This window comes from Halomicrobium urmianum (genome assembly GCF_020217425.1).
GTDB lineage: Archaea > Halobacteriota > Halobacteria > Halobacteriales > Haloarculaceae > Halomicrobium > Halomicrobium urmianum.
The window spans coordinates 291,345-314,658 of sequence record NZ_CP084090.1 but is presented as its reverse complement, the minus strand read 5'-3'; the positions used below and the strand labels follow the sequence as shown (position 1 = coordinate 314,658).

The following is a 23,314-nucleotide window of genomic DNA, read 5'->3' as shown; positions in this document are numbered from 1 at the left end:
TCCGGATCGAGTCCCCGAGGCTTCAGTCTACCACGCAGGACTGCAACTCGCCCCGCGAGCGCGTGTCGACGAACCGGTAGCGCCGGCCGTCGTCGAGTTCGCCGGCGAAGGCCGCCGACTCGCCCCCGTCGACGTCGTACGCCACGTCGGCCCCCCGGTAGTCGTGCTCGTGGAGCGCCCGCTCCGCGTCCGCCGGGAGGTCCGCGGCTGGCGGTCCCTCCGCCACGACGATGCGATCGGTGAAGCTCTTGGCCGTCCACGCGTCCCGTACGCCCCCGCGCTCGGCGCTTCGCCCGGCGAGGTCGGACAGCTCTGTGTCCTGTCGGTCACGGGAGTGGCTACGTGATCGGGCCCGATATCGGCCGTCTCGAACGAATTCGTCCCTGACGGATCAGCGGTCGTGGACCTCCCGCAACTCCATCACGGGCGCCCAGTAGTCGCCGACGGCGTAGATCAGTCGGTAGGTCTCGTCGTCGTAGCGGACGTACCGGGTCTCCCCGAGCGGTTCCGGAAGGGAGTCCCACCTGCCCATCGGAGCGTGGTAGTCGCCGGTCTCGACGGCCTCGCGGACCTCCTCACGGACGCTCTCCGGCAGGTCCTCGACCGGCACGACCGTGTCGTTCTCCCCCGGCGATCCGCGCTCGGCGTGGATCCCGTACGAGGCGTACAGCCGGCCGCTGGAGATCCGTATCTCGTAGTCGGTCCCGTCGTAGCGGACGTAGTCGTGCCCGCGGAAGGGATCGATGATCGCGTTCGAGTAGCCCGCACTGTCGTTCACGTACGGGGAGTCGGGGACGAACCGGACCGAGCCGTTCACGGCCTCGCGGACCGCCGCCTGCTGCTCGTCGGTCAGACTCTCGTAGGCGACAGCGCTCCCGTCGGCGTCCGGTGATCCGGGCGGGGGAGTCGCCGTCGCGGCGGGCGTCTCGGCCGTCGGGTCGCCCGGCTGTCCGGCCCCGTCGACGAGACCGCTACACCCCGCGAGCGCTGCGAGCGAGAGGAGGGCCACCAGCGGAAGCGTTCGCATGCCCGCCGATGCGAGAGCCGGGAGAAAAGCCCTTGTGTACGGTCAGCCGAGGTTTGAGCGATCTACTCCACGTACAGCGAGTAGAGGATGATCGCGAAGGCGATCGTGGTGAGGACACTCTGGGCGAAGACGCTGACTGGCAGGAGGTTGTGCCCGAGGTAGGCCGAGACTCCGATGTCGATCAACCCAGCCAGTATGGCGCCGAACGTCATGATGCCGAACCCCCAGGTCAGCGCCCGTAACTCGGGGGCCTTCGTCCGGGCGTAGGCCCGGTAGGAGTAGTAGGTGATCAGGCTCCCGAGGATGAGCGTGAGCGTCTTGGTGACGACGATGCCGACCTGCGAACTGGGGATGTGTGGGCTCATGTTTCTTTGCGCACCTCCGACCAGAGGTTCTCGAGGCGCTCGTCCGGGGTCCGCGGACGCCGGGAGATGTCGACCTCGAACGCGCGCTCCTCGTCCAGCGAGATGACGACGTCCTCGAAGCCGATGGCGTAGCGGCTGGCGTGCTGCCCGTCGGGCCGTAGCTCGACGCCCTCGTACAGGAGCGACGCCTCCGTCAGTTGTTCGAGCTTTCGATACGTCGTCGACAGCGGGACGCCGCTCTCGTCGGAGATCTCGCTGGCCGTCATCGGCTCGTCGAGGGCGCTGACGATGGCTCGACAGTCTTCGTCGTCGAGTGCGTCGAGGACGTCCTCTAGCGCCGGTGAGTCGTCGTCGGCGAACGGGTCCCGCACCATCCGTGGGAAGATGCTCACTACCCGACGAACATAACGGCACCGACACGCACTCGCCGATACCGGAGTGGCCGAATCTGTTCGGCCGGGTTGCCGTCGTACGGGAATCGGCGAGAGTACGTTATGAGAGGGGGGTAAAGGATCGACTGTCATGGAACTGCGACGCGCGACTATCGCCAAGGCGCTCGCGGCCGTGTTCGTCCTGAATCTGGTCGTCATGGGCGCTGGCGCGTGGATGGCCTACGAGGAGGCACCGCCGATCCCCGATCGGATCGTCGGACCGGACGGCGAGACGGTCGCCACCGGCGCCGACGTCCAGACCGGGAAGGAGACGTTCCAGCGCGACGCGCTGATGAACCACGGGTCGATCCTGGGCAACGGAGCCTACTTCGGCCAGGACTACACCGCAGATTCGCTCGATCTGAAGGTCGAGCACATGCGGGAGTACTACGCCGACCAGCGCCACGGGAGCGACTACGGGGCGCTGTCAGCCGAGCAGCAGGCCGCGATCGACACCGCCGTCCAGTCCGACCTCGACCGCGAGTACGACGGCGGGCCCGTCCAGTACACCGCCGCCGAGGCGTACGCCCACGAGCAGGTGCGCCAGACGTACGTCGAGCGCTACCACGAGGGCGAGGCCGAGCGGGGCGTCCCCGTCGACATGATCGACTCCGAGGAGGAGGCCCAGCAGTTCGCCGACTTCGCGCTGTGGACGGCGTGGTTCTCCCACGTCGACCGCCCCGGCGGCGAGCACTCTTACACGAACGACTGGCCCTACCAGCCCGGCGCGGGTAACGACGCCACCGCGGCCGCGATGACCTGGAGCGTCATCGCGATGGTGCTGCTGGTCGCCGGGGCCGGCGCCGGCGTCTGGCTGTACAAGTCCGTCAGCCTGCCCGAGCCGTCCGGCGAGGGCGTGTCCATCCCCGATCCCGAGGACGTCGAGATCTTCCCCAGCCAGCGGGCGGCGTTGCGGTTCATCCCCGTCGCCGCCGGACTGTTCCTCGCACAGGTGCTCCTCGGCGGCCTGCTGGCCCACTACTACGTCGAGCGGGCGAGCTTCTTCGGGCTGGAGGAACTGATCGGCGTCAACATCCTCCAGTGGGCTCCCTTCGCGCTCGCCAAGACCTGGCACATCGACCTCGGGGTCCTGTGGATCGCCGCGACGTGGCTCGGCGCCGGACTCTTCCTCCCGCCGCTGCTGACCGGCCATGAACCGAAGCGCCAGTCGACCTACGTCAACGGCCTGCTGGGCGCGCTCGTCTTCGTCACCGTCGGCGGCATGGTCGGCATCTGGCTGGGCGCGCAGGGCTACCTCGACGGCGCGCTGTGGTGGCTCGTCGGCAACGAGGGCCTGGAGTACCTCGAGGTCGGCAAGGTCTGGCAGTTCGGCATCCTCGCCGGCTTCCTGATCTGGGCCGTGCTGTCGATCCGCGGCCTGAAGCCGCTGCTGGACCGCGAGCCGCCCTACGGCCTCGCGCACATGATCCTCTACGCCGGCGGCTCGATCGCGCTGCTCTTTACCGCCGGCTTCCTGTTCACCCCCGAGACCAACCTCGCCGTCACGGAGTTCTGGCGCTGGTGGGTCGTCCACATGTGGGTCGAGGGAGCCTTCGAGTTCTTCATCGTCGCCATCGTCGGCCTGACGCTGGTGTCGATGAACCTGCTGAAGCGCCGCAGCGCCGAGAAGGCCGTCATGCTGCAGGCCCTGCTGGTGATGGGCACCGGCGTCATCGGCGTCTCCCACCACTACTGGTGGATCGGCATGCCCGACATGTGGATCCCCATCGGGAGCGTCTTCTCGACGCTGGAGCTGATCCCCCTCGTCTTCATCCTCTACGAGGCGCTGGGTCAGTACAGCGCGATGACGGAGTCCGGGGACTTCCCCTACAAGCTCCCGTTCATGTTCATCGTCGCCTCCGGCGTCTGGAACTTCGTCGGGGCCGGCGTGCTCGGGTTCTTCATCAACCTGCCGCTGATCAACTACTACGAGCACGGCACGTACCTCACCGTCGGCCACGCCCACGCCGCGATGTTCGGCGCGTTCGGCTTCCTGGCGCTGGGCATGGTCACCTACATGCTCCAGCTGTCGATCGATCCGGAGCGCTGGGACGGCTCCTGGCTCCGCGGGGCGTTCTGGCTGTGGAACGTCGGCCTCGCGCTGATGGTGTTCGTCTCCCTGCTCCCGGTCGGCTTCCTCCAGCTGGAGGCCGCGTTCACGCAGAACTACGCCTTCGCGCGCAGCCTGGAGTTCTACAGCCAGCCGATCATCCAGGACCTGTTCTGGGCGCGCATGCCCGGCGACACCCTGCTGATCCTCGGTACGGTGCTGTTCGCGGCCGATCTGGTCCGCAAGCGGTTCGTCCTCCGCCGGACGGCCGACGACCCCAGCCCCGAGGACATGGCCGTCGCCGAGGGCGTCCTCAGCGACGACTGAGGGCGACGCGGTCCGCCGTTTTCCTCCGCCGGTTTATACCCCCTGCAGGTGCCCGGGTGAGGACACTTCCCGACGGCGGTCGAACGCGACCACATGAAGGCGAAGAACGTCGGCGGGAAGCAGCGTCTGATGCGCGCCGGAATGGCACTGGGCCTCTTGGCGCTGGCCCGTCGTGCGAACCGATCGAACCACCGGAGGATCGCCCAACTGGCGAGTATGGGTGCGGCCAGCTTCGCGTTCAACACCGTCACCGGCTACTGCATGGTCAACGGCCTGATCGGCAAGGACACTACGGCCGGCCGGAAGCCGATGCCGCCCAGCGACCAGGCGCCGACCGTCCCCGAGACGCGACCCTGAAAACGGGACGAACGCGTTCTGCGGCTGACTACGGTTCGGCGATGAAACGCCTCGCTGACTAGTCGTCGGCTCGTCCCGCCGCCGACTGAGACTCGCCGATAAACCGGCTCGTTGGTCAGTCGTCGGCGGGAGCCCCCTGCCCCGCCGCATCGATCCCCGGGATGCCTTCGACGCCCATGTCGGCGAGGGTGCGCTTGACCTCGCGCTCGTCCTCGACGTCCTGGCTGATCTCGATGGCCTGTGCGAAGTTCTTGACGAGGCCGCAGTTGGGGCCTTCGGGCGTCTCGGAGGGACAGATGCGCCCCCACTGGGTGGCGTGGAGGTCGCGGGCCTCGAAGTGGGGCTGGCTGCGCGACAGCGGCGAGCGCAGCCGGCGCAGGTGCGACAGGACGGCCATGTAGTCGGTCCGGTCGACGAGCTGGGAGACGCCCGAGCGGCCGCCGACCCAGTTACCGGTCGCCAGCGGGTGCTCCAGGCGCTCGGTCAGCACGTCCGACCGCACGACGGTCGACACCGAGAGGTCGCGGTCGCGCATGTTGGCGCGTTCGAGCTGGTACTTGACGTCCCGGCCGAGCTTGTTCAGCGCCGTCCGGAAGAGGTCCTTCATCAGCTCCCCGCTGATCTTCAGGCGCTTGTTGGCGTAGTGGTCCTTGTCGTCGGACTCGCGGCGACCGAGCGCGAGCTCGAAGCAGGCCTCGGCCATCCGGCAGAGGTAGTAGGCCTTGTTGATCCGGACGTCCTCCTCGTCGACGCCGTCCTCGTGGAGGTGCGGCAGGAGGTGCCGATCGATGACGTAGTTCGCGCGGCGGAGCTGGTAGTTCTTGCCCTGGCCGGAGGCCACGCGCTTGCCCAGCTTCTCCATGGCCTCCTCGGTGGTCTGGACGTCGGCGGCCTCCAGGTTCTCCAGCATGAACTTCACGATCTCCGGGTCGTCGCTGACCCGGTGGACGATCTCCTCGTCCGACTCGAGTCCGAGGGCGCGGACGAGCGTCACGAAGTCGACGTCGCCGGAGACGCCCGGGAAGGAGACCTCCAGCAGGCGGTCGCGGCCGCGCTCGACCATGACGAGCGCGCGGTAGCCGTGCCGTTGCGAGAAGGTCTTGGCCCGCTGGATCTCGTCGCCGTACCTGGTGTCGTGCTCGGTGAGGACCTTGTTCGGTGCGAGGTCCTCGCTGGTCATGAGCATCCGCTCGGAGCCGTTGACGATGAAGTAGCCGCCGGGGTCGGCGGGGTCCTCGCCGAGGTCGATCAGCTCCTCGTCGTCGCGCCACGCGCCTCGCTCGCCCGTGAGGTTGCAGTTGGCCGACCCGACCATGATCGGGAGCCGGCCGACCTTGGCCTCGTAGCGGTCGACTACCTGCTCGGGCTCCTCCTCGCCGCCGCGGACGATGGCCATCTCCATGAACACGGGCGCGGCGTAGGTGAGGTTCCGCAGGCGGGCCTCCTGGGGATAGAGCAGCTCCTCGCTGCCGTCGGCCTCGCGGACCCGCGGCGTCAGCACGCGCACGTCGCCCAGTTCGACGAAGACGGGCTCCTGTCCCTCTTTGTCGCCGATGTCCGTCTCGATCGTCTCCTTCTCGTCGACGACCTCCTGCATCCCCCGCTCTAGAAATGCGTTGAACGAGCGGAAGTGGTGCTCGGCCAGTCGTTCCTTCGTGAAGTACTCCCGTGAGATGTCGCGTCTGTCTTCCACGTTCATACGAAGCGAGGGCGTCGCTGGTTGGTCTGCGAGCGATGCGGACAGCCACGCGGCGAGAGCTATAGTAGAAATTGAAACTATTTACACATCGAGGCGCACCCAAGGCGCCCCTCGAGTGTGTCATTGCGTTCAATTTCTACTATATCGGATGGATTCCGCTTCTCTGCCTTTTTCGTTTCGCTTCGTCGGCACGAACCCCGTCGAGACGGGACTGCTCGCACGCCGCCGACGACGCCCGCTCGCCGTCTCGGTGCCGATTCGGCCGGTTCGGCGCGTACCGAGTCCCTTTTGCCATCTGACTGCGAACGGGGGTCCGTGCTGTCGGTCGAGCTCCACGCCCACTCGGAACTGTCCTACGACGGCCGGGACTCCGTCGAACTCCTGCTCGAGCAGGCGGCGGCCGTCGGGCTCGACGCGCTGGCGGTCACCGACCACGACGAGATCGACGCCAGCCTGCGGGCCGCCGAACTGGCCCCCGACTACGGGCTCGTCGGCATCCCCGGGATGGAGGTGACCAGCCGCGCCGGGCACGTCCTCGCGCTCGGCGTCGAGGAAGCCGTCCCCTCCGGCCTGCCGTTCGGGGAGACGCTCGACCGGATCGACGACCTCGGGGGCATCGCCGTCGTTCCCCACCCGTTCCAGGAGTCGCGCAGCGGCGTCCTCGCCAACGTCACCACGGACGACCTGACCGCAGCGGACGCCGTCGAGGTGTACAACTCCCGGCTGCTGACCGGTCGGGCGAACCGCCAGGCCGAGCGCCTGGCCCGCCGCAGCGGCATGTCCATGACCGCCGGCAGCGACGCGCACGTCAGCGAGATGGTGGGCCAGGCGGTCACGCGCGTCGACGCCGCCGACCGGACCCTCGAGGGAATCCTCGGTGCCATCGTCGACGGTCGGACCACCGTCGAGGGCAAGCGAACGCCCTGGCGGATCAGCTTCCGGCAGGCCGCCGGCGGGGCCAAGCGCCGCGTGAAGAACCGCATCGACGGCCTCCTCGACTGATGCGGGGGGCATCGCCGGACCTCGTTGGGACGGCCGTCGACGACGGCGACCCGCTCCCGGGGACGCGCGGCTTCGCCGGCCCGCTCGACGGCGCGCTCGTCCGGGACGTCCTCGGACGGGAGCCGCTGTTCTACGATCAAAGTGCGTCCCACGGGGCGGCCGGCGAGTCTACGCCGGACGCGACCACGGGTGCGGCCGGCGAATACACGCCGGACGCGACCGCTCCCACCGCCGACGGCGCGTGGAGCCACGACCGGAGAGACCTCTCGGACCCCGAGCCGGTCCCCGCCGGCTACCGCGTCACGGCGGACGGCACCGAGCGGCTCTGGTCGCTACCAGACCCGGAGCCGGTCGACGACGACGAGCGCGCCGTCGCAGCCGTCCGGGCGGCGCTCGATGCGGCCGTCGGGGACGCGGCGGACGGGGGTGCCATCGCAGACGACGGCGACGCGTCGACGGCCGTCGCCTTCTCCGGCGGCGTCGACTCGGCGCTGCTGGCCGCCCGCCTGGACGCGCCGCTGTACGTCGCCGGCTTCCCGGACAGCCACGACGTCGAGGCGGCCCGGTCGGCCGCAGACCTGCTGGGCCGAGACCTGACAGTCGTCGAGTTGACCCACGACGACCTGGAGCGGGCCGTGCCCGACATCGTCGCCGCGACCGGGCGGACGAACGCCATGGCCGTCCAGATAGCGCTCCCCCTCTATCTGACCGCGGAGCGCGCCGCGGCGGACGGGCACGACCGGCTCGTCCTCGGACAGGGGGCCGACGAGCTGTTCGGCGGCTACGCCAAGGTAGCGAAGGCGCCCGACGACCCCCGGGTCGACGCGGACACGGTCCGGGGGGCGCGCCGGGAAGTGCTGACTGGGCTGCCCGACCAGCTCGAACGGGACGTCCTCGCGCTGCGCGCCGCCGGGGTCGAGCCGGTGACACCGCTGCTTTCCGACCGCGTCGTCGCGGCGGCGCTGGGGCTGTCCGGCTCGCAGCTCGTCCGCGGCGACGAGCGCAAGTGGGCCCTGCGGCGGGCGGCAGCCGAGTGGCTCCCGGACGCAGTCGTCGACCGCGACAAGAAGGCCGCCCAGTACGGGAGCCTCGCGGCCCGCGAACTCGACCGGCTGGCCCGGCAGGCCGGCTACAAGCGACGGATGGACGACCACGTCACGAAGTACGTCGCGTCGCTGGTCGGCGAGTGAGCGAGGGCCGGGCGGTTCGCCCGGAGTTCTGGAACCGCTGTCAGTCGAGGTCGCCGAGGTCGGCGTAGGTCCGCACCAGTCCGCACCGGGGACACATCAGCGCCTTCACGTCGAGGCGCTCGTGTACCCCCAGCTTTCCGAGAATTCCCTCGCGGTGCTCGTCGGTCGTCACGGCGAGCGGGTTCGCGTCGTAGGTCCGGAGCTTCACGTCCTCCATGTGGACGTCGCAGTCGGGACAGCGTCGGTCCATGGTCGGCAATACGTGCCCCGGCGCTATACAACCGTGGGGCCGCCGAGGGCAGCCGTCTGGACCCGGAGGCGGGCAAACGCGCCGTCGCGAGGGGTCACCTGCGGTCGGACACGGCGTCGATGGCCCGGAGCCCGATGGCGACGACGTCCGCGTCGAGGCGGTCGTCGGTCGTCAGGTCCTCGCGGTCGAACCACGTCCAGGTCTCGACGGGCTGTTCGCCCTCGGCGGGGTCGACCTCGCGGTGGGGAGCGCGGGCGTAGTAGACCATGTCGACGTGCTGGTGACCCACGCCCTGCTCGGTCACGTTGACGTCGGCGAGCTGGAAGTGCCGCGGTTGCGGCAGCGGCTCGACGGTGTCGCTCTCGATGGCGTCCGTCTCCGCGACGAGTTCGACGTCGATGCCGAGCTCCTCGCGGACCTCGCGGACCGCCGTCTCGTGGGGGAGTTCGTCCCGGTCGACGTGGCCGCCGGGCGGCAGCCACGTGCCGATGCCGTCGTGCTCGTGGAGAGCGACGGCTCCCTCGTGGACGACGTACGTGGTCGCAGTAAAGTGACGGGTGGTCTCCATGTGCCCCCGCTGCGTCGGCGTCGCCTACTGCCTTGCGATCAGACGCTCTGGATGTCCTCTTCGGCTTCGAGCAGCTCGTGGTAGCGGTTGCGGATAGTGACCTCGGAGATGTTGGCGACCTCGCTGACCTGGCTCTGGGTGACCTTCTCGTTGGTCAGCAGCGAGGCGGCGTACACCGCTGCGGCGGCGAGGCCGACGGGCGACTTGCCGGAGTGGACGCCCTGATCCTTGGCGTTCTGCAGGAGCTGTCGGGCGCGGCGCTCGACCTCGTCGGACAGCTCCAGGTCGGAGGAGAACCGCGGGACGTAGCTCTCGGGGTCGGCGGGCTGGATCTCCAGGCCGAGTTCGCGAACGACGTAGCGGTAGGTGCGGGCGATCTCGTCCTTGTCGACCCGGGAGACGGCGGTGAGCTCGTCCAGCGATCGGGGCGTGCCGGCCTGTCGGGCCGCGGCGTACAGCGAGGCCGTCGCGACGCCCTCGATGGACCGGCCCGGCAGCAGGTCCTCGTCCAGCGCGCGGCGGTAGATGACCGACGCCGTCTCGCGGACGTTCTCGGGCAGGCCGAGCGCGGAGGCCATGCGGTCGATCTCGCCCAGCGCCTGCTTGAGGTTACGCTCCTTGGAGTCGCGGGTCCGGAACCGCTCGTTCCACGTTCGGAGGCGCTGCATCTTCTCGCGCTGGCGCGAGGACAGCGAGTTGCCGTAGGCGTCCTTGTCCTGCCAGCCGATGTTGGTCGACAGCCCCTTGTCGTGCATCATGTTGGTCGTCGGCGCGCCGACGCGGGACTTCTCGTCTTTCTCCTTCGAGTCGAACGCACGCCACTCGGGCCCGGGATCGATCTCGTCCTCCTCGACGACGAGACCGCACTCCTCGCAGACCGTCTCGCCGCGCTCCTCGTCGGAGACCAGGTCGCCACCACACTCCGGACAGACCAGTTCCTCCTCCTGCTCGTCTTCCGTCTCGTCGGTGCGCTCGCTCTCGCTCGTGTACCGTCTGATAGTGGTGTCGGTCATTGGTTAGGGGGGCTACCGGGCCACGTGCCCGAAGAACTCGCTTTCCGGTTGCGTATACTTGCCACGCCGACTTAAAAGTTTTGCCTATTCAGCTAGGTCATCTTTTCGATTCGGAAACCGACGTTGGGTATAGTGGTAAGCAACGTTCCCGGCCGACTGGCGTTCGTCGAGGTGGCGGATATCGAACGCGGCTGTACGGTCGAGGCCGCTGAGTCGGTCTCGACGTGGAGATAGCCTCGATTTCCGCTACACCGAAACCCTTACCGCCGGTCCGGCGTTCGGGGCGAACATGAGCGACGACGCCGTCGATCCGGACGACGTCCGCCACGTGGCGGACCTGGCCCGCGTCGACCTCGACGACGAGGAGGTCGAGCGATTCACGGCGCAGTTCGGCGACATCCTCTCGTACTTCGAGACGCTCGACGAGGTCCCCGAGGTCGACCGCGAGGCGGACCTCACGAACGTGATGCGGCCCGACGAGGTCCGCGACAGCCTCGACCGGGAGGAGGCGCTGCGCAACGCCCCCGAGACCGAGGAGGGGTACTTCAAAGGTCCGAAGGTGTCGTGATGTCGAGCGAGTACAACGGCTACGTCACGGCGGAGCGCATCGAGGGCGCCGACGACGGCCCGCTGTCCGACTGGACCGTCGCCGTCAAGGACAACATCTCGACCGAGGGCGTCCGGACGACCTGCGGGTCGGACATGCTGGCCGACTACGTCCCGCCCTACGACGCCACGGTCGTCGAGCGCCTGACCGAGGCCGGCGCGACCATCCCCGGGAAGACCAACATGGACGAGTTCGGGATGGGGACGACGACCGAGACGTCGGCGTTCGGCGCCACTGACAACCCCGCAGCGCCGGGCCACGTCCCGGGCGGCTCTTCCGGCGGTTCGGCCGCCGTCGTGGCCGCGGGCGACGCCGACGCAGCGCTCGGCACCGACACCGGCGGCTCCGTCCGCTGTCCCGCCGCCTTCTGCGGCGTCGTCGGCCTCAAGCCCACCTACGGGCTGGTCTCCCGGTACGGGCTGGTCGCCTACGCCAACTCCCTGGAGCAGATCGGGCCCATCGCGCCCACCGTCGAGGAGGCCGCCGAGCTGCTGGAGGTCATCGCCGGCCCCGACGAGCGCGACGCGACGACCAGGGACGCCCGCGAGGCGCTACGCGCCTCGGACGAGCGAGCGGGCGACGCCCGCGAGCAAGAGAACGGCGCGGACTACGAGTTCGCCGACGCCGCCGACGGCGACGTCGACGGCATGTCCATCGGCGTGCCCACGGAGCTCGTCGAGGGCGCCGACGAGGAGGTCGTCGAGGTCTTCTGGGACGCCCTGGACGAACTGGAATCGCAGGGCGCGTCCTACCACGAGGTCGACCTCCCCTCCGTCGAGCACGCCGTTGAGGCCTACTACGTCATCGCGATGTCGGAGGCCTCCTCGAACCTGGCCCGCTTCGACGGCGTCCGGTACGGTCAGAGCGGCGGCTTCGAGGGCGACTGGAACGAGAGCTTCGCTCGCTCCCGCGAGGAGGGCTTCGGCCAGGAGGTCAAACGCCGGGTCCTGCTGGGCACTTACGCCCTCTCCGCGGGCTACCAGGACAAGTACTACCGGAAGGCCCAGGACGCCCGCGCCTGGGTCAAGCAGGACTTCGACGAGGCGCTCTCCGAGGCCGACGTGCTCGCGTCGCCGACCATGCCCGTCCCGCCGATGGAACTGGGCGAGAGCCTCGACGACCCCCTGCAGATGTACCTCGCCGACGCCAATACGACGCCGGTGAACCTCGCGAACCTCCCGGCCATCACCGTCCCCGCCGGCGAGACGGGCGACGATCTCCCGGTCGGCCTCCAGTTCGTCGGCCCCGCCTTCGACGAGCGCGAGATCATCCGCGCCGGCAGCGCGCTGGCCTGACGGCCGCCCCGCCGCTCCGTCAGTTCTTTCAGTTCTGCTGTCAGTACACTCGCGTATGCCCTCCATGCGATCGATCCGCGGTTCGGTGCGGTCTCCGGTCCGCCTGGCGGCGCTGGGCGGGGCGCTGGTGGCGTTCGACGTCGTCTTCGTCGCCGTGGCCTACTGGCTGGGCCACCTGACTGTGGGCGCGGTCGTCACGGCGTTCGACTACGAGATCACGGGGTTGCTCGTCGACGCGCTCCGGTTCGAGACGCTCCCGTCGGTCGAGGCGCTCGCCGTCGGTACCGTCCTGACACTCGTCGTCCAGTCGCGGTTCGGCTACCGTCAGAGCGCCAGCGCGCTCCCCGAAGTCGGCGACGTCGACGCGTCCGGCGATCCGTCTCCAGCCGACGCCGGCGCGGACGCGGAGACAGACTCGTCTCCGGACGACGCGCCCGACCGGGACTCCATCGAACAGGCCATCGCGACCCGGGACGAGATGGAACGACGACTGGAAGTGCGCGCCACGGCCCTGGCGCACGTCGCGGACATGGCCCCGCCGGAGGTGCGGGTGATCGGCTCGGAGACGCCGAACAGCTTCGTGATCGGTCGTCCGGGCGAGCAGCTGCTGGTCGCGACCACGGCGCTGCTCGAACGCCTGGACGACGACCAGCTCGACGCCGTCCTCGCACACGAACTCGCCCACCTGAAGAACGGCGACGCGTTCGTGATGACCGCGGCGAGTTTCCTCCCGAGCGTGACACGCCGCGTCAACGAGCGACTCGTCGAATACTTCAGGGCGCTGCTCCCGCGCGTCGAGTCCGACAGGGACTGGAGCGACGTCGGATACAGCCACCACTTCGCGATGACGATGCTCATCGTCGGACCAGCGACGCTCGTGGCGTCGACGGCGCTGTACGTCGCCGGCGGCGCGTGCTACCGGCTGCTGTCGCGGATCCGGGAGTTCCGCGCCGACGAAGCAGCCGTCGCGATATCGGGCTCGCCGGCCGCGCTGGCCGGCGCGCTGGAGACGCTGTCGGGGCCGCAGCCGAGTCCGTCGACCGACCTCCGGACGGCCCGGACGGGGGTACGCGAGCTCTGTATCCTGCCCCACGCCGTCGGGGACGGCGGTGACGCGGAGCGCGACGACGTCGTCGCTCGGGCGAGACGACGGTGCCAGGACCTGATCGGCCGCGTCCTGCCGTCCTCGCACCCGCCCGTCGAACGTCGCGTCGAGCGGTTGCGAGCGGGGGAGCGCGACCGACGTTCGTGACGTCGCCCGGCTGACCGGCCGGGAGGCAGCCCGGGGCTACTCGGGCGTCCGATCGCTCGGCGACTTCTCGCCCAGCCGTCGCAGCGTCATGTCGCCCTCCTGATCGACCGTGATCCGGTAGCCGTAGTAGGAGAAGGAGATCTCGACCTGCGCCTCCCGGACGGGGGGGTCGCTGAACAGGTCCTCGAGGACGTCGTCGATCCGGCTGTAGATCGGCGGCAGGTCCGTCACGTCGCAGTCCTCGACGTCAGCGATGACGCCGAGCACGCGCTCGTTTTCCGTCGACTCCCGAGGTTCGACCGAGCGGTGGAAAATCGTCGACTGCGGGTCCGTCTCCGACTGGTCACTCATACGCGTAGCCAGGGGCGGGAGTCCCCTAACACTGGTTCCGAGCTACCTGCGCGGAACTCGCGAGGTTGTTTCCGGCTGCCGTCACCCCCACGTCGAGCGGCCGCCGCTCAGAAGAAGAACAGGCGGTCCCGCTTCTCGTCAGTCAGTTCGGCCCCGTACTCGGAGATTTCGACGGCTTCGGCGTGACCGACGTCACCGCCCCGGTCTTCGCCGTAGCGCACGATCAGTTCGTCGCGGAAGCGGTCGGCGACGTTCATCGGCGTGTTGGCTTCGAGGTGGCCGAGCATCTCGTCGCCCAGCCACGCCCGGCGAGTCTCGTCGCCCTCGGGGACCTGATCGAGTTCCCCGAAGGTGTAGGGCAGCCACTCGTACAGCTGGGACTCGTGGCAGTGGAGGGCGTCGAGTTTGTCGTCGACGACGTCGTCGACGTCGAGCACGACGTCGGGCTCGAAGGGGTTCGGCTTCTCGAACCCGTCGGCCACGTAGCCGACGACGGGATTCCCGTCCATCGGATCGACCCGCGGGCAGACGTTGGGGACGATGAGCATGTACGCGGCGTCCCGGACCAGCCGCGCGCAGTAGCGGTGGTCGGGGTGGTAGTCGTTCGGTCGCGGCCCCAGCACGAGGTCGGGGTCGACCTCGCGGACGTAGCGGATGAGCCGCTTGCGGTTCTCGAGGGTCGGCATCAATTCGCCGTCCGCGACGTCCCAGACGTCGTAGTCGATGCCCAGCGTCTCCGCGACGGCCTCGGTCTCGCGCTTCCGGCGCGCCGCGAGCTTCGTGCGGCCCATCTCGTGGTGGCCGGCGCTGCCGTCCGTCATCGAGAGGAAGGTGACGTCGTGGCCGGCCTGCGCGTACTTCGCGGCGATGCCCCCGGCCTTGATCAAGCAGTCGTCCGGGTGCGCGCCGATCACCAGCAGGGAGAGTGGCTCGTCCATACGGCTTCACGCTCGCGCCGGGAAGTAAGCGTTCGGGGCGCGGGGGTCCGTGCCGGAACCTACTGCACTCGTTCGTAGATCTCGGCCATCCGGTCGACCGAGCGGTCCACGCTCGTCGCGGCGCGGCGCTCGATGCAGCGGTCCCGGAGGTCGTCGTACTCGTCGAGCGCCTGCTCGATGCGCTCGCGGAACGCCGGAATGTCACCCTCGGGGTAGCGATAGCCCGTCTCCCCGTCGACGATGGTGTCGGCCAGCGCGCCGCTATCGACGCCGACGACGGGCGTACCGCACGCGTTGGCCTCCAGCGCGACCAGCCCCTGGGTCTCGACCGGGCTGGGGAAGGCGAAGACGTCCAGCGTCGCGTACAGGGCGGGGAGCTCGGACCGGTCGAGGAAGCCCAGGAAGCGCGCGTCCACGCCGGCCTCGCGGGCCTGGCGTTCGAGGTCCTCGCGAGCGGGGCCGTCGCCGCCGAACACGAGCGTCACGTCGAGTTCCTCGGCGGCCGCGACGACGTCGTCGAGGCACTTCTCGTAGCCGTGGCGGCCGGTGTAGCCGACGAGCGGGCCGCCGGGGAGGTCGTATCGCTCGCGGAACGATTCGGTGTCGACGGGCCGGAAGAAGTCCGTGTCGACGCCGTTGGCGACCACCTCGACGGGGGTGGCCACGCCGACGTTCTCCCGGAGGTGGGTCGCGGCCCGCTCGCTCGGCGCGACGACGACGTCCGCGCGGTCGAAGAACCACCGCTCGTAGCGGTTCGCGCCCGACCTGATCGCCCGCTCGACGGTGCCGTTGACGGCCAGGTACTCGGCGTACTCGCTCGTCGGCGTGTGGTAAGAGGCCACGAGGGGCCGATCGCGCTTCCGGGCCAGCCGGTCGGCCGCGAGGCCGAGGCTGAAGGGCGTGTGAGCGTGGACGACGTCGGCGTCGGCCACGGCCCGGGGAATCCGCGGCGCGCCGACGCGGAACCCGTCGTAGAAGGGGAAGGGGACGCTCCCGACGGGGTACTCGCCGCTGCGGGCCTCGTGGTCGCTGCGGGGGTAGACGACGTCCATGTGACTGCCGCGGTCGGTCCAGCGATCGCGCCAGGTCTTGACCGTGTAGGTGACGCCGTTCACGGTGGGGAGGTAGGTGTCCGTGAACGCGGCCACGCGCGGCAGTGTCATCGCCGGCGGTTACGCGACCATCGGCTAAACGGTTGCCATCTGGCTCCGCGTTCAACGCAGTTGCTCGTAGTGCTCGACGAGGCGCTCCCCCACACGGTCGAGGCCGTGCTCGCGGGCCGTCTCCCTGGCGTTCTCGCCCAGGCGCTCGCGCAGGTCGGGGTCCGCGGCGAGTCGATCCAGTGCCTCGACGAACTCGTCCTCGGTCGAGCACATCAGGCAGTCGTGACCGTCCTCGTAGTACTCGCGGAACGCGGGGATGTCCGAAATCACGCAGGCCTTCCCGCAGGCCATCGCCTCCAGCACGACGATCCCCTGGTTCTCGACCTTCGCCGGGAAGAAGAACACGTCGCCGGCGGCGTAGGCACCCCGGACGTCGTCGACCCACCCGGAGAAGGTGACGTTCTCCGGCGGGTTCGAGGTCCAGCGCTTGACCGTCGGCGACGCCGACGGGCCCGTCTCGTAGGTGCCGAACCAGGCGAAGTCGTAGTCGGTCCGCTGTGCGACGCGGCAGAACGTCGACAGGCCCTTCCGCTCGAAGACGTTGCCGACCGCGAAGGCGCAGAGACCGTCGAGGTCGTAGCGCTCGCGGTACTCCTCGCGGTACCCCTCGAACCCCTCCAGTCGATCCAGGTCGATGCCGTTGGTGATCGACCGGATCGGTGCGTCGACGGGGTAGGACTCCAGCACCTCCTTCGTGTAGTCGCTGGGACAGAGCACGAGGTCCGCCTGCGAGTAGAACCACCGCAGATAGCGGCCCAGCGCCGGTGCGACGAGGTTAGCGCCCCGGAAGCTGTCCCGGAAGTCCTCGCGGGTGACGTGGGAGTGGAGCACGACCGGCGTGTCCGACCGCTTCGCGCCCCGCACCGCCGCGACCGTCCCGGGGCCGATCATGTTGCAGTGCAGCAGGTCCACGTCCCGGAAGAAGCGCCCGCCGGAGAGCTTCGAGGCGGCCGCGCTCGCGGGGTCGCCGTCCGCCCAGGGCTCGGTCACGACGTCGACGCCGGCGTCGGCCAGCGCGGCCCGCTGGTGGTCCACGGACGTCCCGATCCCGCTGCGGTCGAGCCACCCCTCGATCTCCAGGTAGTTGCAGACGCGCACGACACATCTGTCCCGCAAGCGACGACAAAAGGCTAACGGAACCCCTATCCCGCCGCCGTCACGACTTCCCGACGATGACCGGCCGGGAGACCGAAATCGCCCGCGAGCGCGTCGAGCGACTCCAGGACCTCGCCCGCGCGGCCGCCGCCGACAGCGAGGACGACCGCGCCCGCGAGTACGTCCGCCGGGCCCGTCGGGTCGCCGAGCGCAACCGCCTCCGGCTGCCCCGCTCGTTCGAGCGGTTCACCTGCGACGCCTGCGACGCCTACCTCCGGCCCGGCCGGAACGCTCGGGTCCGGACGCAGGGCGGCCACGTCGTGATCACCTGCGACTGCGGCGCCCAGTCGCGGTATCCCTACGAGTAGCCCGCCAGGACGCCGCCGTCGACGCGCCTCGCGCGTGAACCTCTCTCCGGCCCCGCCAACGCTGTTGGGCAAGGGTTTAAACCCGCGAGCGGGAAATGCGGGTGATATGACCGACGAGGACCGCAGACGGCGGATCCACGAACTCGACGCGACGCTGCGCGTCGGCAAGAACGGCGTCGACTCGGTGGCGGACGAACTGAACTCCCAGCTACAGGACCGCGACCTGGTGAAGGTCAAGTTCCTCCGCTCCGCGCTGGGCGGGACGACCGTCGAGGAGGCCGCGGCCGACCTCGCCGACCTCGCCAGCGCCGAGGTGGTCGAGACCCGCGGCCACACGGCCGTCTTCGAGCGATGACGGAGGTTCCGCTGCTGCAGGCCCAGCCCGGGGCCATCGCCCGGGCCCTGGCCGACGCCGGCGTTCCCTACGCCGACGCCATCGGGTCGGCGCTGTCGTTCGTCGTGGTCTTCGCCGTCGTCTACCTCGCGGGGAAGATCGCCATCCTCCCGGCGATCGACCGGGTGCTCCGATCGCGGAGCCTCGATGCCCACGCCCGGAGACCACTCCGGCGCGTCGCCAGCATCGTCGTCCTCTTCGCCGCGGCCGGTATCGCGTTCCGCTTCGCCGGCTACGGTGACATCCTCACCGCGCTGGCGACCGTCGGCGCGGCCGCCACGCTGGCCATCGGCTTCGCCATGCAGGACGTCCTCAAGAACTTCGTCGCCGGCATCTTCATCTACACCGACGAGCCGTTCCGCATCGGCGACTGGATCGAGTGGGGCGACAACGCCGGCGTCGTCGAGGACATCTCCCTCCGGGTCTCGCGGGTCCGTACCTTCGACAACGAGCTTCTAACCGTCCCGAACTCGCTTCTGACCGAGGACGTCATCAAGAACCCCGTCGCGAAGGACAAACTCCGCCTGAAGATCGACTTCGGCATCGGCTACGACGACGACATCCAGGCGGCCACCGAGATCGTCGTCGAGGAGGCCGAGGCCCACCCCGAGATCCTCGACGATCCCGCCCCGAGCGTCCGCCTCGTCGAACTCGGTGACTCCTCGGTCGGCCTCCAGTCCCGCGTCTGGATCGCCAACCCCAGCCGCTCCGACTTCGTCAAGGTCAAGAGCGACTACGTGCAGGCCGTCAAGGAGCGGTTCGACGACCAGGACGTCGACATCCCCTACCCGAACCGCACGATCGGCGGCGAGATCGAGTTCACCAACGTCGACGCGATGGCCGACGCGACGGAGACGGCGACCGACGACTGACCTACCACCTTTTTACTGCGGGGGGTGTCCTCGTGCCGCTCCGCGGCGCTGCGGGCACCCCCGCTTGGAAAAATGTGGGCGAAAAAGGCTGAACGCTCGCTTCGCTCGCGTTCAGTGAACCGCGCCTCGCTTCGCTCGGCGCGGATGCTAGATCTACCGCTTTTCGGTTAGTATGCGGTGTTTACAAACCATTGATAATATGGCTCTCATGCAGTTAGAGAAATGATAGCACAAGTGGTAGAACAGATTCTACTTTTGGAACGATACGGATTCATTACCCTTTGAATCCACGAGAACGAGATGTCCTTTTGGCCAGAGTAGTCTTCTAATTGCCCAAGCTACATCTCTAAAACCGCCAGCTAGGTTGAGAACTATCGCGACTATTACCATAAAAGCAATCTCATCTGTGTTAGTCAAGAATAATATTCCGATATAGATAACAGTCAGTATTTGAGGTGAGATAAGATGAATAATTCCCTCTTTAACAGATAACGCAACATTAGGGGCCCACACAGAATTTGGCCAATCGAATATAGGATCATACCCTAAGCGAGACAGCGCAATGTAGTGAATTGACTCGTGGAAGTACAGGTTGGCACCCGCTCCGAATAAACTCGCAGCAAGAAAATCAACGATATCGGGCTGATAGAATGTGATGACAGTTATCATAGACATGGCCATAACGCCATTGGCGAGAACATCAATAAACTGGGGTGGGAAGTCCGATTTTCTGTATGGTTGATGGCTCTCTGGTGCGGCTGGCATATTATTCAGTTACTTTCCATTATTTAAGGCTCTCCGGTCTAGCGAAGTAGTACATCTGCGCACACAGTCCAGTATCTTTCCCGCAACGCCCGGAAAAGCTAGTACGGACCGAAGAACGCTACAACGCCCTCAGTAGTGCCAGGGGACATCGTCGAAGTCGGGGTCGCGGCCCTCGTTGAAGGCGTCGCGGCCCTCCTTCGCCTCGTCAGTCATGTACGCCAGACGCGTGGCCTCGCCGGCGAACACCTGCTGGCCGACCATGCCGTCGGAGTCGAGGTTGAAGGCGTACTTGAGCATCCGGATGGCCGTCGGCGACTTGTCGTTGATCCGCTCGGCCCACTCCAGCGCGGTCTCCTCCAGTTCCTCGTGGGGGACGGCCTCGTTGACCATGCCCATGTCGGCGGCTTCCGCGGCGTCGTAGGTCTTCCCGAGGAAGAACACCTCGCGGGCCTTCTTCTGGCCGATCTGGCGGGCGAGGTAGGCGGAGCCGAAGCCGCCGTCGAAGGAGGCGACGTCGGGGTCGGTCTGGAGGAACTTGGCGTGCTCCTCGCTGGCGAGGGTGAGGTCGCAGACGACGTGCAGCGAGTGGCCGCCGCCGACGGCCCACCCCGGGACGACGGCGACGACGGGCTTCGGGACGTGGCGGATCTGGCGCTGGACCTCCAGGATGTGGAGGCGGCCGACGTTCTCCGGCGCGTCCGGATCCCCGATGTCTTCGTCCGCATTATACTCGTACCCGGAATCGCCGCGGCTCGACTGATCGCCGCCGGAACAGAACGCCCAGCCGTCGTCCTTCGGCGAGGGACCGTTGCCGGTCAGGAGGACGCAGCCGACGTCAGTGAGGCGCTTGGCGTGGTCCAGCGCGGTCGAGAGCTCGTCGACCGTCTCCGGGCGGAAGGCGTTGCGCACCTCCGGGCGGTCGAAGGCGATGCGGACGGCGCCCGTGTCCGCGGCGCGGTGGTACGTGATGTCCGAGAAGTCGAACCGCTCGACGGGCTCCCAGCGGTCGGGGTCGAACAGCTCCGAAACCATGTCGGACCTCGGGGCAGGCCGCACAAATAGGTTCTCGTCGCCGCGGGCTTTAAGGGGGCGTCCGCGAGAGTACACTGGCAAGAGCCCGCCCCGCATGACAGAGACGCTCTACGAGGTCCTCGGGGTCCCCCCTGACGCTTCGACGAGCGAGATCGAGGCCGCCTACCGCGAGCGACTCAAGGAGACCCACCCGGATCACAGCGACGCGGCGGACGCCGAGGAGGCGACGAAGCGGGTCATCGAGGCGCGGGACGTCCTCACCGACGAGGCGGAACGGGACCGGTACGACCGGCTCGGCCACGAGGCCTACGTCGCCGACGACTCGTCGCCCGTCGACCGGTCGGGTGACGGACCCGCGGACGGCCGATCGGACGTCAGCGACGCCGCGGCGGCCGCCCGTGCGGCGAGCGACCGCGACGCATCGGGGCCGACGAACGACCGCGCGGGACCCTACGAGCGCCGGCGGCGCGAGCGGAAAGCGCGGGAGCGCGCCGACTTCGGCGACGCGGGCGGGAGCAGAGACGGCGGGCGCGGGGGTGGCAGACGGCGGTCCGCTACCGGCGCGGGTTCGGGCGCGGCGACCGGGTCGAGTACGTCGGGCCGGGGCCGCTCCGCCGACGCGGGGACTGCCTACGCGGACAGCTTCTGGGACCAGACCGGCGGAAGCGGGCGGACCCGCGGCTACGAGTACGCGACCGACCGGACGCTGCGGGAGCGACTCGTCCCCACGGGGCAGTCGCTGACGCTGCTCGGACTGGTCTTCCTGCTGTACCCGGTGATGCTAGTCAGCGCGCTCTTCCCGCCCTTTCCCCTGTTCGTGAACGCCGTCGTCGGTATCTGTACCGTCCTGCTGATCGGCTACCTCCAGTCGATTCCCGGCGTCGGAACGCTCGTGTTCGGCGCCTGGAGCCTGATCGCGACGGGGGCCATCGTCGCGTTCGGCGTCGAGGTCGCCAGCGTCGTCGGCGTCGCGGTGCTGGCGGGCACCTGGGTCCCGTTCGGGCTGTCGGCGCTGACGCTGTGGCTCCTCCGGCCGTGAGTCGTCACTGCGTCAGCGCGTCGGCGACGGCTTCGCACGTTCTCTCGTGGAGTTCCTCGCGGTAGCGGTGGCTCTTCTCGGCGTCCGTCTGCACTTCGAGCACCTGCGTCCCGTCGGTAGCCGCCGACTCCGCGATCCGGCTCTCCAGCGCCCTCGGGTCCGCGACGCGCTCGAACTCGAGGTCGTAGAGGTCGCCCGTCGGCTCGAAGTCCAGGCCGTGCGGCGTGCGGAACTGTCCGGTGAAGGGCGGGTCGAACGACTCGATCGGTAGCTTGTGGAAGATGCCGCCGCCGTCGTTGTTCACGAGGACGATCGTGGCGTCGACGCCGCAGCGGGCGACGGCGAGCAGGCCGTTCATGTCGTGGTAGTAGGCGAGGTCGCCGAGCAGCAGGAGCAGGGGGTCGTCCGTCGCGCTGCCGGCCCCGAGCGCGGTCGAGGCGATCCCGTCGATGCCGCTCGCGCCGCGGTTGCCCAGCGCGGTGACGTCGGCGGCCCGGGGCTCTGCGAAGCGGTCGAGGTCGCGGACCGGCATGCTGTTGGAGACGAACAGGGTCGACGGGTCCGGTGCCGCGGCGGCGACGGCGGCCGCGACCGACCCCTCGAACGGGCGCTCGCCGTGGGCCTCGGCGGTCAGGTTCCAGTGGACCCGTTCGGCCGCGCGGAAGCGGTCGCGCCACGCCGCCGGCGCCCGATCGACGGCGTCGGCCAGCGCCGCGGCGACCGAGCTCGGGTCGGCGACGACGTGGTCGGTCGCGGTGAAGCTCGCCTCGGACCAGTCGCCGGCCGGGTCGACGACGAACTGCCGGGCGTCGGCGTCGCGGAGGTAGTGCCGCAGGACCTTGGATGTGGGAGAGGCACCGAAGCGGACGACGACGTCGGGGTCGGGCCACCCGTCGGCGTCGAGGTAGGAGTCGTAGCCCCCGCAGAGCCAGGGGCCGTCGTGCCCGAAGCGGTGGCCCGAGAGCGGGTCGGCCAGCACGGGGAAGCCCGTCGCCTCGGCCAGGCGGGCCATCGCCGCCCGGTCGGGCGTCGGCCTGCTGGCGGGGCCGGCAACGATCAGGCCGCGGTCGGCGTCCGTCAGGGTGCGGGCGAGCCGTTCCGCGTCGGTCTCGTCCAGTTGCGCCCGCCCCGCAGTCGTCGTCACGAAGGGACCGTCGCGGCCCTCGACGGCCAGCGGCGCGCGCTCCGCGAGGTCGTCGGGGACGTCGCCCTCGACGGGCGTCGGTTCCAGCGGCTTGGCCATCGGGACGTTCAGGTGGACGGGACCGGCCGGCGTCCCCTCGGCCGCGGCCACCGAGCGGCAGACGGTCGTCCGGAGCGAGCGCAGGCGTCGGGGCTCGGGCGCGGGCTCCGGGAGCGATCGGTAGCTCCTGACCGCGTCGCCGTAGAGCTGCTCCTGGTCGACGGTCTGGTTGGCCCCGCTGTCGCGCAGCTCCGGCGGCCTGTCGGCGGTCAGCAGGAGCATCGGCACGCGGGCCCGGTCGGCCTCGATCACTGCGGGGTGGAAGTTCGCCGCCGCCGTCCCGGAGGTGCAGACGAGCGGCGTCGGCCGACCGGTCCGGCGCGCCCGCCCCAGCGCGAAGAAGGCGGCAGACCGCTCGTCGAGGTGGGAGAACGCCCGGAGGTCGGGGTGCTCGGCGACGGCGACGGTCAGCGGCGTCGACCGGCTCCCCGGCGCGACCGCGACGGCGTCCACGCCCGCGGCCGCCAGTTCGTCCGCGATGGTCCGGCCCCACAGCGTGTTCCGGTTCGGTGCGGTCATCGGCGGCGCTCCCCCCTGCGACGGTCGACGCGAGCAACCGTTCGGTCTCGTCCTCGACAGCGCGCGCTCTCCATGGGCGCGTCCGTTCGCGCGCTCGACGCT

26 protein-coding genes are annotated in these 23,314 nt (G+C 69.2%); 11 read left to right on the top strand and 15 right to left on the bottom strand.

What is annotated here, in order from left to right:
- Nucleotides 1-22 precede the first annotated feature (22 nt).
- The 4 genes from LCY71_RS01575 to LCY71_RS01560 all read right to left on the bottom strand — a co-directional run bounded on the left by LCY71_RS01575 (nt 23) and on the right by LCY71_RS01560 (nt 1,766).
- Nucleotides 23-226: a hypothetical protein gene (locus tag LCY71_RS01575; RefSeq protein ID WP_225334615.1), complete on the bottom strand. Its 204-nt coding sequence runs from the start codon at nt 224-226 to the stop codon at nt 23-25.
- Nucleotides 227-391: 165 nt separating this feature from the next.
- Nucleotides 392-1,027 (bottom strand): DUF7979 domain-containing protein, encoded by a 636-nt coding sequence (locus LCY71_RS01570; RefSeq protein ID WP_225334614.1) that lies wholly within the window; start codon nt 1,025-1,027, stop codon nt 392-394.
- 62 nt (nt 1,028-1,089) lie between these two features.
- Complete coding sequence (locus tag LCY71_RS01565; protein ID WP_225334613.1) at nt 1,090-1,392, bottom strand: DUF7521 family protein; 303 nt, start codon at nt 1,390-1,392, stop codon at nt 1,090-1,092.
- Entirely contained in the window at nt 1,389-1,766 is a 378-nt protein-coding gene (locus LCY71_RS01560; protein ID WP_225335865.1) for a helix-turn-helix domain-containing protein, read from the bottom strand. Before LCY71_RS01560 ends, LCY71_RS01565 begins: the two co-directional genes overlap by 4 nt.
- Before the next feature lie 148 nt (nt 1,767-1,914).
- On the opposite strand from LCY71_RS01560, the gene LCY71_RS01555 reads away from it, so the two are divergent.
- Together LCY71_RS01555 and LCY71_RS01550 are read left to right on the top strand one after the other, a co-directional pair.
- Nucleotides 1,915-4,200 carry a nitric-oxide reductase large subunit gene (locus tag LCY71_RS01555; RefSeq protein ID WP_225334612.1) on the top strand — a complete coding sequence of 762 codons (2,286 nt, stop codon included), beginning with the start codon at nt 1,915-1,917 and terminating at the stop codon, nt 4,198-4,200.
- A 93-nt stretch (nt 4,201-4,293) separates the two neighbouring features.
- A complete protein-coding gene (locus LCY71_RS01550; protein ID WP_225334611.1) occupies nt 4,294-4,557 on the top strand; it encodes a YgaP-like transmembrane domain in 264 nt (87 codons plus the stop codon).
- Between the two features lie 115 nt (nt 4,558-4,672).
- On the opposite strand, the gene LCY71_RS01545 is transcribed toward LCY71_RS01550, so the two are convergent.
- Nucleotides 4,673-6,256, bottom strand: a complete 1,584-nt coding sequence (locus LCY71_RS01545) for a DNA-directed RNA polymerase subunit B'' (RefSeq protein ID WP_225334610.1) — start codon at nt 6,254-6,256, stop codon at nt 4,673-4,675.
- Between the two features lie 315 nt (nt 6,257-6,571).
- Here LCY71_RS01545 and LCY71_RS01540 point away from each other — a divergent pair, with 315 nt between their 5' ends.
- Nucleotides 6,572-7,258: a PHP domain-containing protein gene (locus LCY71_RS01540; protein ID WP_225334609.1), complete on the top strand. Its 687-nt coding sequence runs from the start codon at nt 6,572-6,574 to the stop codon at nt 7,256-7,258.
- Complete coding sequence (locus LCY71_RS01535) at nt 7,258-8,448, top strand: asparagine synthase C-terminal domain-containing protein (RefSeq protein WP_225334608.1); 1,191 nt, start codon at nt 7,258-7,260, stop codon at nt 8,446-8,448. Before LCY71_RS01540 ends, LCY71_RS01535 begins: the two co-directional genes overlap by 1 nt.
- Nucleotides 8,449-8,488: 40 nt before the next feature.
- On the opposite strand, the gene LCY71_RS01530 is transcribed toward LCY71_RS01535, so the two are convergent.
- The 3 genes from LCY71_RS01530 to LCY71_RS01520 form a co-directional block, all read right to left on the bottom strand.
- A complete protein-coding gene (locus tag LCY71_RS01530) occupies nt 8,489-8,698 on the bottom strand; it encodes a hypothetical protein (RefSeq protein ID WP_225334607.1) in 210 nt (69 codons plus the stop codon).
- 94 nt (nt 8,699-8,792) lie between these two features.
- A complete protein-coding gene (locus LCY71_RS01525; protein WP_225334606.1) occupies nt 8,793-9,266 on the bottom strand; it encodes an NUDIX hydrolase in 474 nt (157 codons plus the stop codon).
- 38 nt (nt 9,267-9,304) lie between these two features.
- Entirely contained in the window at nt 9,305-10,279 is a 975-nt protein-coding gene (locus LCY71_RS01520) for a transcription initiation factor IIB (RefSeq protein ID WP_225334605.1), read from the bottom strand.
- Between the two features lie 289 nt (nt 10,280-10,568).
- Here LCY71_RS01520 and gatC point away from each other — a divergent pair, with 289 nt between their 5' ends.
- Genes gatC through LCY71_RS01505 form a run of 3 tightly spaced genes read left to right on the top strand, consistent with a single transcriptional unit; the run spans nt 10,569 to nt 13,433 of the window.
- The gene (gene gatC / locus LCY71_RS01515; RefSeq protein ID WP_225334604.1) at nt 10,569-10,847 is read left to right on the top strand and encodes an Asp-tRNA(Asn)/Glu-tRNA(Gln) amidotransferase subunit GatC; all 279 of its coding nucleotides are present in this window, start codon (nt 10,569-10,571) and stop codon (nt 10,845-10,847) included.
- Entirely contained in the window at nt 10,847-12,181 is a 1,335-nt protein-coding gene (gene gatA / locus LCY71_RS01510; RefSeq protein WP_225334603.1) for an Asp-tRNA(Asn)/Glu-tRNA(Gln) amidotransferase subunit GatA, read from the top strand. Before gatC ends, gatA begins: the two co-directional genes overlap by 1 nt.
- A 55-nt stretch (nt 12,182-12,236) precedes the next feature.
- Nucleotides 12,237-13,433: a M48 family metallopeptidase gene (locus tag LCY71_RS01505; protein ID WP_225334602.1), complete on the top strand. Its 1,197-nt coding sequence runs from the start codon at nt 12,237-12,239 to the stop codon at nt 13,431-13,433.
- Nucleotides 13,434-13,469: 36 nt separating this feature from the next.
- Here the strand turns inward: LCY71_RS01505 and LCY71_RS01500 are convergent, their stop codons facing one another.
- From LCY71_RS01500 to LCY71_RS01485, 4 genes are all read right to left on the bottom strand, one after another.
- Nucleotides 13,470-13,784 (bottom strand): HalOD1 output domain-containing protein, encoded by a 315-nt coding sequence (locus tag LCY71_RS01500; protein WP_225334601.1) that lies wholly within the window; start codon nt 13,782-13,784, stop codon nt 13,470-13,472.
- 107 nt (nt 13,785-13,891) lie between these two features.
- Entirely contained in the window at nt 13,892-14,722 is an 831-nt protein-coding gene (locus LCY71_RS01495) for a PIG-L deacetylase family protein (RefSeq protein ID WP_225334600.1), read from the bottom strand.
- A 59-nt stretch (nt 14,723-14,781) separates the two neighbouring features.
- Complete coding sequence (locus tag LCY71_RS01490; protein ID WP_225334599.1) at nt 14,782-15,885, bottom strand: glycosyltransferase family 4 protein; 1,104 nt, start codon at nt 15,883-15,885, stop codon at nt 14,782-14,784.
- A gap of 51 nt (nt 15,886-15,936) precedes the next feature.
- Nucleotides 15,937-16,983 (bottom strand): glycosyltransferase family 4 protein, encoded by a 1,047-nt coding sequence (locus tag LCY71_RS01485; protein ID WP_225334598.1) that lies wholly within the window; start codon nt 16,981-16,983, stop codon nt 15,937-15,939.
- A gap of 74 nt (nt 16,984-17,057) precedes the next feature.
- On the opposite strand from LCY71_RS01485, the gene LCY71_RS01480 reads away from it, so the two are divergent.
- From LCY71_RS01480 to LCY71_RS01470, 3 genes are all read left to right on the top strand, one after another.
- Entirely contained in the window at nt 17,058-17,348 is a 291-nt protein-coding gene (locus LCY71_RS01480) for a ribonuclease P protein component 4 (RefSeq protein WP_225334597.1), read from the top strand.
- A 106-nt stretch (nt 17,349-17,454) separates the two neighbouring features.
- Nucleotides 17,455-17,703, top strand: a complete 249-nt coding sequence (locus LCY71_RS01475; RefSeq protein ID WP_225334596.1) for a YhbY family RNA-binding protein — start codon at nt 17,455-17,457, stop codon at nt 17,701-17,703.
- Complete coding sequence (locus LCY71_RS01470) at nt 17,700-18,614, top strand: mechanosensitive ion channel family protein (protein WP_225334595.1); 915 nt, start codon at nt 17,700-17,702, stop codon at nt 18,612-18,614. The genes LCY71_RS01475 and LCY71_RS01470 overlap by 4 nt, the downstream gene beginning before the upstream one ends.
- A gap of 249 nt (nt 18,615-18,863) precedes the next feature.
- Here LCY71_RS01470 and LCY71_RS01465 read toward each other — a convergent pair whose 3' ends face one another.
- Nucleotides 18,864-19,379 (bottom strand): hypothetical protein, encoded by a 516-nt coding sequence (locus LCY71_RS01465; RefSeq protein ID WP_225334594.1) that lies wholly within the window; start codon nt 19,377-19,379, stop codon nt 18,864-18,866.
- 129 nt (nt 19,380-19,508) lie between these two features.
- Entirely contained in the window at nt 19,509-20,411 is a 903-nt protein-coding gene (locus LCY71_RS01460) for a 1,4-dihydroxy-2-naphthoyl-CoA synthase (RefSeq protein ID WP_225334593.1), read from the bottom strand.
- Nucleotides 20,412-20,505: 94 nt separating this feature from the next.
- Here LCY71_RS01460 and LCY71_RS01455 point away from each other — a divergent pair, with 94 nt between their 5' ends.
- Nucleotides 20,506-21,450: a J domain-containing protein gene (locus LCY71_RS01455; protein WP_225334592.1), complete on the top strand. Its 945-nt coding sequence runs from the start codon at nt 20,506-20,508 to the stop codon at nt 21,448-21,450.
- Nucleotides 21,451-21,454: 4 nt separating this feature from the next.
- Here LCY71_RS01455 and menD read toward each other — a convergent pair whose 3' ends face one another.
- A complete protein-coding gene (gene menD / locus LCY71_RS01450; RefSeq protein WP_225334591.1) occupies nt 21,455-23,212 on the bottom strand; it encodes a 2-succinyl-5-enolpyruvyl-6-hydroxy-3-cyclohexene-1-carboxylic-acid synthase in 1,758 nt (585 codons plus the stop codon).
- Between the last annotated feature and the right edge of the window lie 102 nt (nt 23,213-23,314).

Bases quoted from the DNA above. Each gene is read 5' to 3' on its own strand.
- menD (WP_225334591.1), bottom strand. From the start codon at position 23,212: ATGACCGCACCGAACCGGAACACGCTGTGGGGCCGGACCATCGCGGAC.
- LCY71_RS01500 (WP_225334601.1), bottom strand. From the start codon at position 13,784: ATGAGTGACCAGTCGGAGACGGACCCGCAGTCGACGATTTTCCACCGC.
- LCY71_RS01530 (WP_225334607.1), bottom strand. From the start codon at position 8,698: ATGGACCGACGCTGTCCCGACTGCGACGTCCACATGGAGGACGTGAAG.
- LCY71_RS01570 (WP_225334614.1), bottom strand. From the start codon at position 1,027: ATGCGAACGCTTCCGCTGGTGGCCCTCCTCTCGCTCGCAGCGCTCGCG.
- gatC (WP_225334604.1), top strand. From the start codon at position 10,569: ATGAGCGACGACGCCGTCGATCCGGACGACGTCCGCCACGTGGCGGAC.
- LCY71_RS01565 (WP_225334613.1), bottom strand. From the start codon at position 1,392: ATGAGCCCACACATCCCCAGTTCGCAGGTCGGCATCGTCGTCACCAAG.
- LCY71_RS01560 (WP_225335865.1), bottom strand. From the start codon at position 1,766: ATGGTGCGGGACCCGTTCGCCGACGACGACTCACCGGCGCTAGAGGAC.
- LCY71_RS01525 (WP_225334606.1), bottom strand. From the start codon at position 9,266: ATGGAGACCACCCGTCACTTTACTGCGACCACGTACGTCGTCCACGAG.
- LCY71_RS01555 (WP_225334612.1), top strand. From the start codon at position 1,915: ATGGAACTGCGACGCGCGACTATCGCCAAGGCGCTCGCGGCCGTGTTC.
- LCY71_RS01490 (WP_225334599.1), bottom strand. From the start codon at position 15,885: ATGACACTGCCGCGCGTGGCCGCGTTCACGGACACCTACCTCCCCACC.
- LCY71_RS01535 (WP_225334608.1), top strand. From the start codon at position 7,258: ATGCGGGGGGCATCGCCGGACCTCGTTGGGACGGCCGTCGACGACGGC.
- LCY71_RS01545 (WP_225334610.1), bottom strand. From the start codon at position 6,256: ATGAACGTGGAAGACAGACGCGACATCTCACGGGAGTACTTCACGAAG.
- LCY71_RS01520 (WP_225334605.1), bottom strand. From the start codon at position 10,279: ATGACCGACACCACTATCAGACGGTACACGAGCGAGAGCGAGCGCACC.
- LCY71_RS01480 (WP_225334597.1), top strand. From the start codon at position 17,058: ATGACCGGCCGGGAGACCGAAATCGCCCGCGAGCGCGTCGAGCGACTC.
- LCY71_RS01495 (WP_225334600.1), bottom strand. From the start codon at position 14,722: ATGGACGAGCCACTCTCCCTGCTGGTGATCGGCGCGCACCCGGACGAC.
- LCY71_RS01460 (WP_225334593.1), bottom strand. From the start codon at position 20,411: ATGGTTTCGGAGCTGTTCGACCCCGACCGCTGGGAGCCCGTCGAGCGG.
- LCY71_RS01475 (WP_225334596.1), top strand. From the start codon at position 17,455: ATGACCGACGAGGACCGCAGACGGCGGATCCACGAACTCGACGCGACG.
- gatA (WP_225334603.1), top strand. From the start codon at position 10,847: ATGTCGAGCGAGTACAACGGCTACGTCACGGCGGAGCGCATCGAGGGC.
- LCY71_RS01455 (WP_225334592.1), top strand. From the start codon at position 20,506: ATGACAGAGACGCTCTACGAGGTCCTCGGGGTCCCCCCTGACGCTTCG.
- LCY71_RS01505 (WP_225334602.1), top strand. From the start codon at position 12,237: ATGCCCTCCATGCGATCGATCCGCGGTTCGGTGCGGTCTCCGGTCCGC.
- LCY71_RS01550 (WP_225334611.1), top strand. From the start codon at position 4,294: ATGAAGGCGAAGAACGTCGGCGGGAAGCAGCGTCTGATGCGCGCCGGA.
- LCY71_RS01465 (WP_225334594.1), bottom strand. From the start codon at position 19,379: ATGCCAGCCGCACCAGAGAGCCATCAACCATACAGAAAATCGGACTTC.
- LCY71_RS01470 (WP_225334595.1), top strand. From the start codon at position 17,700: ATGACGGAGGTTCCGCTGCTGCAGGCCCAGCCCGGGGCCATCGCCCGG.